14 protein-coding genes are annotated in these 13,118 nt (G+C 47.6%); 11 read left to right on the top strand and 3 right to left on the bottom strand.

The window, feature by feature from the left end; genetic code table 11:
* The first annotated feature begins 11 nt into the window (after positions 1-11).
* Positions 12-1,115, top strand: a complete 1,104-nt coding sequence (locus ACTO17_RS07330) for a hypothetical protein (RefSeq protein WP_482557457.1) — start codon at positions 12-14, stop codon at positions 1,113-1,115.
* Positions 1,116-1,263: 148 nt separating this feature from the next.
* Positions 1,264-1,686 carry a Crp/Fnr family transcriptional regulator gene (locus ACTO17_RS07325; protein ID WP_482557456.1) on the top strand — a complete coding sequence of 141 codons (423 nt, stop codon included), beginning with the start codon at positions 1,264-1,266 and terminating at the stop codon, positions 1,684-1,686.
* Between the two features lie 31 nt (positions 1,687-1,717).
* Here ACTO17_RS07325 and ACTO17_RS07320 read toward each other — a convergent pair whose 3' ends face one another.
* Both ACTO17_RS07320 and ACTO17_RS07315 read right to left on the bottom strand, forming a co-directional pair.
* Positions 1,718-2,302 (bottom strand): 4Fe-4S binding protein, encoded by a 585-nt coding sequence (locus ACTO17_RS07320; RefSeq protein WP_482557455.1) that lies wholly within the window; start codon positions 2,300-2,302, stop codon positions 1,718-1,720.
* Positions 2,299-2,496, bottom strand: coding sequence for a 4Fe-4S binding protein (locus tag ACTO17_RS07315; protein ID WP_482557454.1), 198 nt, complete (start codon positions 2,494-2,496; stop codon positions 2,299-2,301). Before ACTO17_RS07315 ends, ACTO17_RS07320 begins: the two co-directional genes overlap by 4 nt.
* Positions 2,497-2,675: 179 nt before the next feature.
* On the opposite strand from ACTO17_RS07315, the gene ACTO17_RS07310 reads away from it, so the two are divergent.
* The 5 genes from ACTO17_RS07310 (at position 2,676) to spoVT (ending at position 5,901) form a co-directional block, all read left to right on the top strand.
* Positions 2,676-2,933, top strand: coding sequence for a DUF4321 domain-containing protein (locus ACTO17_RS07310; RefSeq protein WP_482557453.1), 258 nt, complete (start codon positions 2,676-2,678; stop codon positions 2,931-2,933).
* A gap of 75 nt (positions 2,934-3,008) precedes the next feature.
* Complete coding sequence (locus tag ACTO17_RS07305; RefSeq protein ID WP_482557452.1) at positions 3,009-3,362, top strand: arsenate reductase family protein; 354 nt, start codon at positions 3,009-3,011, stop codon at positions 3,360-3,362.
* 98 nt (positions 3,363-3,460) lie between these two features.
* Positions 3,461-3,736 carry an acylphosphatase gene (locus ACTO17_RS07300; RefSeq protein WP_482557451.1) on the top strand — a complete coding sequence of 92 codons (276 nt, stop codon included), beginning with the start codon at positions 3,461-3,463 and terminating at the stop codon, positions 3,734-3,736.
* A gap of 32 nt (positions 3,737-3,768) precedes the next feature.
* Positions 3,769-5,235, top strand: coding sequence for a polyphosphate:AMP phosphotransferase (gene pap / locus ACTO17_RS07295; protein ID WP_482557450.1), 1,467 nt, complete (start codon positions 3,769-3,771; stop codon positions 5,233-5,235).
* Between the two features lie 117 nt (positions 5,236-5,352).
* A complete protein-coding gene (spoVT, locus tag ACTO17_RS07290) occupies positions 5,353-5,901 on the top strand; it encodes a stage V sporulation protein T (protein WP_482557449.1) in 549 nt (182 codons plus the stop codon).
* 133 nt (positions 5,902-6,034) lie between these two features.
* On the opposite strand, the gene ACTO17_RS07285 is transcribed toward spoVT, so the two are convergent.
* A complete protein-coding gene (locus ACTO17_RS07285; RefSeq protein ID WP_482557448.1) occupies positions 6,035-7,030 on the bottom strand; it encodes a polysaccharide deacetylase family protein in 996 nt (331 codons plus the stop codon).
* A 214-nt stretch (positions 7,031-7,244) separates the two neighbouring features.
* Here ACTO17_RS07285 and ACTO17_RS07280 point away from each other — a divergent pair, with 214 nt between their 5' ends.
* The 4 genes from ACTO17_RS07280 (at position 7,245) to ACTO17_RS07265 (ending at position 12,941) form a co-directional block, all read left to right on the top strand.
* Positions 7,245-7,961, top strand: a complete 717-nt coding sequence (locus ACTO17_RS07280; protein WP_482557447.1) for a tRNA threonylcarbamoyladenosine dehydratase — start codon at positions 7,245-7,247, stop codon at positions 7,959-7,961.
* Positions 7,962-8,091: 130 nt separating this feature from the next.
* Positions 8,092-9,138 carry a metallophosphoesterase family protein gene (locus tag ACTO17_RS07275; protein WP_172536749.1) on the top strand — a complete coding sequence of 349 codons (1,047 nt, stop codon included), beginning with the start codon at positions 8,092-8,094 and terminating at the stop codon, positions 9,136-9,138.
* Positions 9,135-10,787: an ATP-binding protein gene (locus ACTO17_RS07270; RefSeq protein ID WP_482557446.1), complete on the top strand. Its 1,653-nt coding sequence runs from the start codon at positions 9,135-9,137 to the stop codon at positions 10,785-10,787. Before ACTO17_RS07275 ends, ACTO17_RS07270 begins: the two co-directional genes overlap by 4 nt.
* 60 nt (positions 10,788-10,847) lie before the next feature.
* Positions 10,848-12,941 carry a transglycosylase domain-containing protein gene (locus tag ACTO17_RS07265; protein ID WP_482557445.1) on the top strand — a complete coding sequence of 698 codons (2,094 nt, stop codon included), beginning with the start codon at positions 10,848-10,850 and terminating at the stop codon, positions 12,939-12,941.
* The last annotated feature ends 177 nt before the right edge of the window (positions 12,942-13,118 follow it).

Genomic DNA, 13,118 nt, shown 5'->3' with positions numbered 1-13,118 from the left:
AAGAAGAGAACATGAAAAACTATAGAAAATATCTGATTCTGGCGGGTACCGGCCTTCTGGGCTTCCTGTTGTTTTATCTGGCCTGCGCTGCCTGGTGCAGTATGCTATGGGCCAAAGACAGCGTACTGTTTTATCTGGAAACGCCGGTTTCCGTAGAAGAAGCCGTGAAAATAGCAGAGCAGAACCAGAAAACAGCCCAATGGTGGAGACAGGACAAAAAGGAGCAGGGCACGCCGCTTAATTACTGTATCTGGGGGCAGAAAGATAATATTGTGGTTTCCAATGAAGAACTGTCCAGAACTGCCGGCGCAGATGCAGTGATTTTCTGCGGCAATCCGGAAATTCTGTTTGCAGAATGCAGAACTCCGGTGCTGGAGGATACACAGGGCTGCCTGATCGATGAAGAAACAGCATGGGAGCTCTTTGGAAGCGTCCAGGTAATTGGAAAAGAAATTTCCTGCCAGGGCAGCAGTTATATCATTCGAAATATCATTCGCACACGGGAGAAGGTTGTGGCTTTTCAGGCAGGCGGCTTTTTTCAAAAGAGCCAGAAAAAACCGGCAGAGGGAGAAGAAAATTCCTCTGCGGATTTTGTATTACAGAGACTTACGGTACAAAAGCCCAGGGAAAACTCCATTCGGGAGCTGCAGATGATATGGGCAAGCCAGTACGGGCTGAATGTGCAGGTTCTGGATATGGAATTGCTGCGGGGCATCAGCGGATTTCTGCTGCTGCTGATTCCGGTTACCCTGTGCGTTGTTCTTTGGGTGTCTCTGTACCGCCAGTTCCGCATACGAAAAACTCTTCAGCAGAAAGCAGCCTGTGCAGCGATTTCTCTGGCGTTAGCGGTGTTTTTGGCGTTTTTTCTGGGAAAATGGGTGCGGATACCGGATGATTATATCCCCACGTTATGGTCTGATTTTTCATTCTGGACCAGATTGTGGAAGGATAAGACAGAGGGCGTGAAGCTTCTGATTCAGATCCCCAAAGGTATGCCGGATTCCGAATGGATGGAGAAGTTTTGGAAAGCGGCAGGCTATAGCCTGTTAACGGAGCTGCTGACAGCGCTGTGGCTGACGGGATGGCAGGGAAAGCATCCGGGAGCTTCTGATTGATTTGGCGGCCTGCAGTCTTGCAAATTGGCAGGATAGGGGATATAATGTGCACATACTCTTGTCAATGCTCTGACGCTTGGTTAAGAAGGGGGAAGCAGGATATGCAGGATGAAGTGTTTGCAGATATTTATAGAGAAATCTTTCCGTTTTGGGAAAACATATCAGACGGGGACAGGGATTATATTTGCCGGAATTCTTATATACTTACTTATCCCAAAGGAAAGAATACCACAATGGGGAAGAATGCTCCGGTGTGATCCTTGTCCGTTCCGGAAGTCTGCGGCTTTATATGATGTCAGATGAAGGAAAGGACATCACCCTTTACAGGCTGCACCAGATTTTATTTATGAGCATGGATCGGAGACTGGCCATCTTCCTTTCCGATGAATCGGCCAGAACAGGCTCGGATACCATTGCATTGACACACGGGCAGATCGCCCGGTATATGGGGTCTGCCCGCGAGGTGGTATCCAGGGTGCTGAAATACTTTGCAAGTGAAGGAATTGTGGAGGTATCCAGAGGCGGCGTTACCATCCTGGACAAGAAACGTCTCAGACAATTAACGCTTTAACAGAACGGGGCCTTCTGGATTCGGCAGAACATCACCCTTCCTTCGGCGCTTTTGCCTTGCAGATAAGCTGCGTCATTGTTCCCATAGGGCAGTACACGCACCAGGAGCGGGGCTTGAATAATATCATGGTAAAAAATCCCAGTACGGTGGAGGTAAGCATTACACTGTAAAAGCCGAAAGCGAACTGCGCCACGCCGTCCGAAAACAGGGTGCCATGATAGGCCCAATGCCACGGAAGCCGGAAAGTCCACAGCAGTGTAGCTACGGCGCCCAGATTTTTTGCGCCGGAAAACACTAGCCAGGTGTTCCACAGCATAAGGAAAAACATGGTAAAGAAAAAAGCTAAAAATCCATATCGGAAATAATTCGATTTCATCCATTTTGGCATATCTTTTTTCCGGGACAGTCCGAATCTGCCGCCGATCAGGGAAAAAAGCTGTCCTCTGCCGCAGTATTTATTGCAGTAAGCCTTATTGCCTTTTACAATCGCTATCAGAAGCGGAATGAAAAAGCAGAGGAGGCCAAGCCATGCGAAAAGGATATTGAAAAATCCCAGTATCAGGCAGGTAAGAGATACCGCCCAAAGATAATCGTACCATTTCTTTTTTTCATTCATGAATCTGCCACCTCCAATGAGATAATACTTGCAGGACATTCTTTTACACACTTTCCGCACCCCACACATAATTCCCGGTTGATAGTTGCGTGAAGTCCGTTGGGAACAGTAATCGCATTGCGCGGACAAACCTTCATGCAGCATCCGCAGGCTACGCATTCCCGGACGCTGACAGCCGCTTTTCTTTTTGCCATGGTGAAACTCCTTTTGTTTTTTTCTTAGTATACAGGGAAAAAATGATTCATTCGGTGATGAAGTCACACAGCGGAAATTTGAATTTCTCCGCCCTCTGCGTGTATTCGGAGTTTGACTTTGCCATAAGATTGTTTTAAAATAAAATCAGATGAGAAAGGGACATGAGGAGGATGGACAGTTGAAAATAAAAAGCAGTTGGGCAGTTATTTTTATCATGCTGACAGGGCTGATTCTGGGGACAGTCATCGGAAGCTACTGCGGAACCGTTCCTGTGCTGAGCTGGCTGAATTACGGACAGGTATTCGGGCTCACAAGTCCGCTTGTGCTGGATTTGGGGGCGCTGGTTCTCACCCTGGGGCTTACCATCAAGATAAATATTGCAAGTATTTTAGGAATTGTCCTTGCGTTTTTGTGTTATAAACTACTGGTGAGATAAGGGGTTAAAATTGGAGGTACAGGAAAATTAATATAAAAACCCGGCGCGTCCGGGCAAAGAAAGGAAGCGGAAATTATGGAATGTTTATTTGTGGAATATCCCAAATGCTCCACCTGCAAGAAAGCAAAGCAGTGGTTAGAGGAACATCAGGCTGCATTTGAGGATCGCAGCATCAAGGAGCAGAATCCAACCAAAGAAGAGTTAAAGGAATGGCATGAAAGAAGCGGATTGGATATTAAACGTTTTTTCAATACCAGCGGCATGCTGTACCGGGAGATGCAGTTAAAGGATAAACTGCCGGAAATGTCTCTGGAGGAGAAATACGAGCTGCTTTCCACAGACGGAATGCTGGTGAAACGTCCTGTATTAGTGACAAAAAAAGGCGTTGCCACAGGATTTAAGCCGGAAGAATGGGAGAAGCTGTTATAAACCGAAAGAATAAAGGAAACTGTTATAACCGGAAGAATAAAAGAAACTGTTATAACCGGAAGTGATTCGAAAATATTTATGGATACAGGAAGAATAAGATGGAAGTGATTCGGGAACATTTGGTATTTACAGGAAGAGTGCAGGGCGTGGGATTTCGGTACCGGGCAAGTCATCTGGCAGGCCATTACGGGGTGACCGGATGGATTCGGAATAATTATGACGGCTCCGTGGAAGCGGAAATGCAGGGACGGGAGGAAATTCTGGATCAAATCATTCAGTCCCTGCAGCAGGACAGCTATATCCGGATTGACTGGGTAACCAGGGACAGGATGGAGCCAAAACCGGAAGAACGGAGGTTTTCTGTGCGGTATTAAGGGCTGGTAATCATAGAAAAGGAGGAGCAGTTATGTTAAAAAATTGGAACAAACCGGAACGGCCAAAGGAAGAAGAACTGGAGGAACGCCTGCAGGCGGCCAGAACCAAGCTTTCTGTGCAGCAGATGCAGATTAAGGAGCATAAACTGCCGGTATTTGTACTGTTTGAGGGGTGGGGAACTGCCGGAAAAGGCAGTATTCTGGGAAAGATGATCAAGGAAATCGATCCCAGGTTTTTCAAAGTTGCCACCATGGATATCCCAACGGAAGAGGAAAAACGCAAGCCGTTTCTGTACCGTTATTTCGTGAAGATTCCGGAAGCGGGCAAATTCTGTTTCCTGGATTCCGGCTGGATGGATGAAATCACCAAAGGCTGCCTTCACGGGGAACTGAAGGAGAAACAATACAAAGATCGGATCGACAGTGTAAAGCGTTTTGAGCGGCAATTGACAGACAACGGCTATCTTGTAATGAAATTCTTTTTTCACATCAGCCAGAATGAGCAGAAGAAACGGCTGAAAGGGCTGGAGAAAAATGAAACCACAAGCTGGCGGGTCAGTGAGAATGATACCTGGCAGAATAAGCATTATGATAAATGCCTGAAGGTCTATGATCAGTATTTAAGCGATACAAACGTATCCACTTCGCCCTGGTATATTGTAGACGCCAAAAATAAAAAATGGGCGCAGCTTCAGGTGATTGAAACTCTGGTCAGCGGAATTGAAACCGCATTGAAAAACAGCGCAATGGCCGTGCCTCTTCTGCAGAATGTATTTCCAATGGAGAAAGTGCCGAAGCTGTCTGAAATTTCTCTGGATAAATCACTGACCGACGAGGAATACAAGCGGCAGTTAAAGGAGCTGCAGGATCGTCTGGGAATGCTGCATAACGAACTGTATTTAAAGAAAATTCCTGTGGTGATTGCCTATGAAGGATGGGACGCGGCAGGAAAAGGCGGCAACATCAAACGAATTACCGGGGCTCTTGACCCAAGGGGATATGAAGTGCATCCCATTGCAAGCCCGGAGCCCCATGAGAAGGCAAGGCATTATCTGTGGCGGTTCTGGAACCGGCTGCCCAAAACCGGACATGTGGCGATTTTTGACCGCACCTGGTACGGAAGGGTGATGGTAGAACGTCTGGAGGGCTTCTGCAGTGAAAATGACTGGCAGAGGGCTTATAATGAAATCAATGAATTTGAGAAGGAATTGTCAGACTGGGGTGCGGTAATTATCAAGTTCTGGGTGCAGATTGACAAGGACGTCCAGTTAGCCCGTTTTACCGACCGTCAGAATACACCGGAGAAACATTGGAAAATTACGGAAGAGGACTGGCGGAACCGGGATAAGTGGGAGCTGTATGAGACCGCCGTCAATGAGCTGATGAAAAAGACCAGCACCGCATATGCGCCCTGGCATGTACTGGAGTCCAATGACAAGAAATATGCCAGGATTAAGGCATTGAAGGTTGTAATTGAAGAGATTGAGAAGGTTCTGTAAGGCAGTTTCCGTGAAATAATTTTGTCAGGGAATGAAAATAAAAATTCAGGTATAAAATGCCTGCATTTACAGATAATAGTATTGCGAAAAAACGATATGTAAATGGAGGATTTTATTATGAAAGCAACGGGAATTGTTCGGAGAATAGATGATTTGGGAAGAGTAGTCGTGCCGAAGGAAATCCGGCGTACATTAAGGATCAGGGAAGGCGATCCATTGGAGATTTTTACAGATCGGGAGGGAGAAATTATCCTGAAAAAATATTCTCCCATTGGGGAGCTGGGGCAGTTTGCAGGACTGTATGCGGAGAGCCTTGCCCAGACCAGCGGGTGTCTGGTGTGCATTACCGATAAGGATCATGTAATTGCAGCAGCCGGCGCAGGGAAAAAGGATTTTGACGGAAAGCCAATCAGCAAACAGTTGGAGCATGTGATTACAGACCGCGAGACTTTTTATGCCCAGAAAGATGAAAAAGGGTTTGTGAAAATTACATTGGATGACACCGGAGATTTCCAGTCGCAGGTGGTATCCACCATTATTTCAGAGGGGGACGCCATCGGTTCCGTGGTGATGTATAACAGGGAAGAAGGCTCCGGAATGGGAGAGACGGAAAGCAAACTGGCCAGGGTAGCCGCCGGATTTCTCGGAAAACAGATGGAGCAGTAAGAGCTTTTGGAAAGCAGATAGAACAGCAGGATCTCCCGGAAAACAGACGAAACAGCCGGATTTTTCAAATACGTGTTAAAAAACTGCCGCAAAACAATTCTGGTTTTGCTTTGCGGCAGTTTTTCATTTGAAATTATTCTGCCTGGCGGTACTGCACCGGTTCTGAATACTGATCCAGGGAACGGAATTCATAGCCTGCGTCAGAAAGCTTCTGCAGAACTGTGGGAAGAGCATTTAATGTGGCATATTTCCCGGGGCCGTCATGCATCAGAACCACTGGATTTTCAATATATTTCACATTGGAGCAGATATTGTCAATAATATTCTCGGAAGTGGTCAAATCGCTTCCGTCGCCGGAACTGACGTTCCAGTCGTAATGGGTGAATCCCCGGCGGTTCATTTCCTTTATAATGTTGTGCACCACATAGGAGGAGCCGTTGTTGCTGCCTCCGGGGAACCGGAACAGGCAGGGGGAATAACCGTCGGTTTCTTCGTATACCCAGTCGTATATTTTTTCATAATCTTCTAAAAAAGCGTCCACAGAACGGTAAATCTGGTTATAGTCGTGGCTGTAGGAATGAAGGGCCAGAGTGTGGCCGCGTGTTACAATTTCCGGCAGATATTCGGCATATTCTTCCTTATCTTTTCCAACCACAAAAAAGGTTGCGTGGGCCTCGTATTCATCCAGCAAATCCAGTACCTTCGGGGTCAGAGCGGAAGGCCCGTCGTCAAAGGTCAGGTAGACATATTTCTGTCCGGTCTGGACTGGCGCAGTATCTTTGTCTGCATAAAGGCTGGGATATGGATCGTCTTTGTATTTATGGGAAGAGTACCAGTCCTCTGTCTGTTCCTCCTCTGTCTCCTCTTTTCCAAGCTCCTGTATCTGCCCGGCAAGTTCGGTAATGTAATCTTTCTGTCCTTCTATGTAATCTTCTTTTTCTTCCAACTCAGCAGAGCTGTCCTCTAATTGTTCATTCAGGCCGGAATTACGTTCCTTTAATTGAGCGGCTTCTGCGGTCAGACTTTGATAGCGGCTGTCCAGATTCCAGTATTGAAAGCCAAGAACGCCGCAGATGCCAAGAAAAATAACGGCGCAGGCCAGAACGGGGATAAATGGCTTCTTTTTCATAATAATCGTCTCCTTAAGATAAGTAATTTTTCAAATATCAGTATAGCGGAAAAGAAGGGATGCGACAAGATACATAATTAAGAGAATTGCAAATCATCTTGTATATTTCCCTCTAAACGTGTAAAATAAAAAGGAAATGTTTTCGAAATAAAAGATATGGAAATTTCAGAATGAGACAGGCGGGCGGAGTCCCCATTCTGAACAGAGGAAGTATATGGACGAAAAATTTATCCGAACAGGTCTGCTTTTGGGCGAGGAGGGATTAAACCGTCTGGCCCGGGCGAGAGTGGCGGTATTCGGCATTGGCGGCGTCGGCGGCCATGCAGCGGAGGCTCTGGCCAGAAGCGGCGTGGGAGAACTGGAGCTGATTGATAAAGATGTGGTGAGCATTTCCAATATTAACCGGCAGACCATTGCAACCACCAGGACGGTGGGGCAGTCTAAGACCAGGGTGATGAAAGAGCGGATTTCAGAAATCAATCCTCAGGCCAGGGTAACGGTTCGCGACTGCTTTTTCCTGCCGGAGACGGCCAGGGACTTTGATTTTACGGCTTACGATTATGTGGTGGATGCTGTGGACACGGTAACTGCCAAGATTGAACTGGTAATGCAGGCGCAGGAAGCAGGCGTTCCCATTATTTCCAGTATGGGAGCGGGAAATAAATTAGATCCCACACAGTTTGAGGTGGCAGACATTTATCAGACGTCAGTCTGCCCGCTGGCCCGGGTGATGCGCCGGGAGCTGAAAAAAAGAGGCGTGAAGAAACTGAAAACTGTATATTCCAAAGAGGAGCCCAGGCGTCCGCTGACAGAACTGCCCCGGGAAGCAGGCAAAGCCATACCGGGAAGCGTTGCTTTTGTCCCTTCTGTGGCCGGACTTATCATTGCCGGGGAAGTAATCAGAGATCTGTGCGGATTAGAACGTGTTTGAATAATCATTCGCGGAACACACTCCGGAGTAATGCCGGGAAACAGCATGTTCCGAAAAGTAATTAAGAGTCGGTATCGTACCGATAAATGAAGTGAGAATTATAGGATCTCACAAAAAGGAGAAAATTCCAATGAAATTTATTCATATAGCAGACGTGCATTTAGGGGCAAAGCCAGACAGGGACAAGCCCTGGGGAGAAGAGAGGGAGAGCCATAGCTGGCAGGCGTTTACAGATGTGATAAACAGGGCAAGGGACGAGCAGGTTCAGCTTCTTCTGATTGCCGGAGATTTATTTCACAGGCAGCCGCTGATGGGGGAATTGAAGGAAGTCAACTACCAGTTTTTGAGAATTCCCCAGACCCAGGTAGTGCTGATAGCGGGAAACCGTGATTTTATCGGCATGCATTCCTGTTATAATGCCTTTACCTGGGCGGAGAATGTGCATTTTCTGAAAGAGGACAGGCTAAGTTATACAGAACTGGAAGGCCTGGGGGTCAGAGTATACGGAATGAGCTACGGACGCCGGAAAATTCGGGAGCGTCTGTATGACAGGGCGCAGCCGGCGGCAGGGGAATTCTATCATATCCTTCTGGGCCATGGGGGAGATGAAGAGCACATTCCCTTTGAAACGGAAGATTTGAAAGATTCTGATTTTGATTATGTGGCGCTGGGCCATATTCATAAGCCCATGCAATTGGTGAAAAACAAGGTGGTTATGGCAGGTGCGCTGCAGCCGGTCAGCCCCAGGGATACCGGGGAACACGGATTTTTTATGGGAGAGCTTGGAAAACATGGATGCAGGGTGGAATTTTATCCGCTCCGGTACTGCGAATATGCGGCGCTGAATCTGAAAGTGAATAAAGAGATTACCACAAAAGCCCTGATAGAAGTAATGAAGAGCCAGATCAGAAAAGCGCCACCTCATCAGTTTTTTAAAATTAACTTAACCGGGGACAGCAATCTGGAGGAACCTGTGGATTTGGAAGAGCTGGCCCGGATGGATCGGGTGGTTCAGGTTACAAGCCGCTGTCAGCCGGATTATGATCTGGAAAAACTGAAGCTGCAGTATCAGGGACAGATTTTGGGGAGATATATTGAAACATTAGAGGAGATGCCTCAGAGTGAGATTACAAAAAAGGCATTATACTATGGTGTGGAGGCATTGTTAACAGAATGAAAATAACGGAAATTCAAATAAAAAACTTTGGAAAACTCCATAATATCAATATCAGGCCCCTGCCGGGAATCAATGTGATTTACGGAGAAAATGAAACGGGCAAATCCACCCTGCAGCAGTTTATCAGCGGAATGCTGTTCGGATTGGAGAAACAGCGGGGAATTCCGGACAGAAATGACAATTATCAGCAATATGAGCCATGGAACAGCAGTGATTCCTATGCCGGAGGGCTGAAATTTACGGTGGCGGATAAGCCCTTTTATCTGGAACGGAACTTTTACTATAAAGAGCCTTCTGCGAAACTGGTAAATGAAGCGGATCTGGAGGAATTATCCGTGGAACAGGGAGATTTGGATGTACTGCTGGGGGGCCTGAACAGGGAAACCTATGAAAATACTTTCTGTATCCCTCAGGCTTGTGTGGAAACCAGACAGGAATTTTCAGATACACTGCAGAATTATTTTGTGAATGCTTCCCTTGGAAGAGAAGGGGGCATAGATTTGGCCGGCGCCCGGAAACAGCTGAAGGAAGGCCAGGAGAGAGCCGATCAGGAATGCCGGAAAAAGCAGGCAGAGCGGAAAGAAGAGGAAGAGAAGCTTCTGATGGCGGAGCGGCTTCTGAAAAAAGATGTGGAGCAGCTGAAAAAGCAGAAAAAAGAGGGATACCGCGCGCTTTTGCAGAGAGAAGATGAGAGTTTTTTTCTGTTGGAGCATGACAGCAATCAGATGGCGGTGTATTTAAGGGATATCCGTCAGCAGAGACAGCAGAGAGAGTACTATGTGAGATTCGGAATTTCCGTGGTTCTGTTTTTAGCAGGTATACTGGCAGGCATTTGGAACGGCCTGGAGCATCTTTCCAAAGCGCCCGCAGCAGGCTGGATTGCATTGGAACTCTTGTTTGGGCTTCTGATGCTGTTCGGAGCAGCCGGGGCAGTTTTCTGGCAGCGGAAAGCCAGGCGTTTGAAATTACTGCGCAGACAGCAGGAGGAGGAAAGCCGGGAGCAAAAGCAGTACAATTCCATTGAAAGCGAACAGCTGAAGCAGAAGGAACAGCAGCAGAAGCAGACCAGAAAGCAGGTGGTGGAGGAATTGCTGCAGATTCAGGTATTGGAAAAACTGGCAGAACTGGTGAACCTGCAGGAAGAACTGGAGGAATGCCGGACGCCCACGGAGGAAGAGCAGGAATACCAGCGTCAGATAGAAGCCTATCAGCTGGCGGAACGCACGTTAGAGCAGCTGTCTCTGGAAGCCTATCAGGACAGCAGGGAACAGATGGAACAGGAAATCTCCCGGATTTTATCTGAAATGACCAATGGGAAATACAAGAAAATCGGATTGGACTCCCAGATGAATCTGGTGGCAACAGCCGGAAAACGCAGGCTGCATCCCTGGCAGCTCAGCCAGGGCACCATGGAACAGATGTATCTGGCCCTTCGGATGGGAGCCGGGGGATTTTTTACCAGGGAGGAATCCATGCCGATTCTGTTGGATGAAGTATTTGCAGCCTTTGACGAAAAGCGTCTCCAGGGAACCCTTCAATGGCTGGGCAGGCAGAAACAGCAGATCTTCCTGTTCACCTGCCAGAAACGGGAAATTGATATTCTGGAAAGCCAGGGAATTCCCTTCGGTAAAATTATGCTGAGCAGATAAGAAAGACCTTCAAAGCTCTGATAAGAAAAAAGAAAGAAAAGACATAAATCAGGACAGTTTATGAGTAAAAAAAAGAAGAAAAAGAAGAAAAAATACCGGGTATTCTGGTTTTTTGCAAAACTTCAGTTTTTGCTGCTGTTAGTGGTGGGCGCCGCGGTAGGATGGTACTATTACGGCGGTTACGCCCAGAAGGTAAGCGCGCTGCAGCAGGAAGCCAGAATGCTGGTTCAAAAATCCAGTGAAGCTACGTTCCGCTCCGTCCAGACCAGTCTTGTGTATGATGCGGACGGCAGGCTGATTTCCACCCTTAAAGGGGAGAAGGATGTATATTATCTGGAATATGAAGATATTCCGGCTTATGCTGTGGCGGCTATGATCAGTATTGAGGACAAGAAATTTTACCGCCATAACGGAATTGACATCAAGGCAATCATGCGCGCCGCCAAGGCCATGGTGGAAAACGGAGAGGTGACCCAGGGGGGAAGCACCATTACCCAGCAGCTTGCCAAGCTGATCTTTCTGACCCAGGAGCGTACCTGGGAACGCAAAATAGAAGAAATGTTTATTGCCACCGGTCTGGAAAAAGTTTACAGCAAAGATAAAATCATGGAGTTTTATCTGAACAATGTGTACTTCGGCAATGGATATTATGGAATTCAGGCGGCGGGCAAAGGGTATTTCAACCAGGACGCCAAAGACCTGTCTCTGTCCCAGATTGCATTTTTGTGCGCCATTCCCAATAACCCAAGTCTGTATGATCCAGTTACCAATATGGACAACACCATCAAACGGCGGGACAGAATTCTGCATCAGATGTTAGAGGACGGGAAAATCAGCCAGACTACCTGTGAACAGGCGAAATCAGAGCCGATTACTTTGAACCGCCCTGAGAAAACCAAAAATGATTATGTGGAGACTTATACTTACTACTGCGCCATCCGGGCTTTGATGCAGCAGCAGGGCTTTCGGTTTCAGACGGAATTCGCTTCAGAAGAGGAAAAGGCGAAGTATCAGGAAGAGTATGACGCCTTGTACGGAGAATGCCAGAAAAGCCTCTATACGGAAGGGTATCGGATTTATACCTCCATTAATCTGGATATGCAGCAAATGCTGCAGGATGCTGTGGACAGCAATCTGGCAGAGTTTACAGAGCAGAATGAGGAAGGAATTTATACGCTGCAGAGCTCTGCGGTGTGCATTGACAATCATACCGGCTATGTAAAGGCTATCGTGGGAGGACGGAACCAGAATCTGCCCGGCTATACCTTAAACCGGGCGTACCAGAGTTACCGTCAGCCAGGCAGCGCCATCAAGCCCCTGATTGTCTATGCGCCGGCCTTAGAGGGAAAATATACGCCGGATACCATTGTGCAGGATGTGAAAACAGAGGAGGGGCCTTCCAATTCCAGCGGCTATTACGAAGGGGACATCACGCTGCGCCGGGCAGTGGAAGCTTCCAAAAATACGGTTGCCTGGAACCTGCTTGAGGAAATGACGCCCCAGGCAGGCCTGGAATATCTGAAAAAAATGAAATTTTCCAGGCTGGACGCAAAAGATGAGCGGCCCACCAGTGCATTGGGGGGATTTACCAACGGGGTGTCCGCCGTGGAAATGGCCTCCGGCTATGCGGCAATCGTTCACGACGGGAAATACCGGGAGCCTACCTGCATTACCAGGATTACTGACGCAGAAGATAATGTAATTCTGGAAACCGCAAACGAAGAGGTGGATGTTTATAAGAAAAATGCCGCCCGTATGATGACAGACATGTTAGTGTCTGTGATGCAGGAGGGAACCGGACGGGGCCTTGCCATCAGCACCATGCCTTCCGCCGGAAAAACCGGAACTACCAATGATAATAAAGACGGGTGGTTCGTGGGTTATACCAGTTATTTTACCACCAGTGTGTGGGTGGGCTATGATATGCCAAGAGAGCTGCCGGGCCTGTCCGGGGCAAGCTATCCGGGAAGCATCTGGAGAACCTTTATGGAGCAGATTCATCAGGGCCTGGAGCCGGTGGAATTTCTGCCTTATATAGATGAGAATAAAGCGCCTCTGGATGATGAAGAGTATCTGGAGGGGCTGCAGGATGAGATGGAAAACTATCCGGAAGGTGTCGAGCTGTTCCAGGACGAGGTTCCACAGGAAGATTAAAGGAGTCATATCAGTGCAGTCCCGGCTTAACCGGGAGTACGGATATGGCAATGGAAAAATGAGGCCATTTACAGTATAAATGTCTCTGTCTGCGGCATAATCTTCAATATGGTCCCGGATTTCCCTGAATATAAATATGGCGCATTATGTTTACTTTCTGTTCCATACTCTATTGAC

This window comes from Petralouisia sp. (assembly GCF_056822245.1).
Note: the sequence above shows the minus strand (reverse complement) of the source record. Positions and strands in the feature narration are given on the sequence as shown.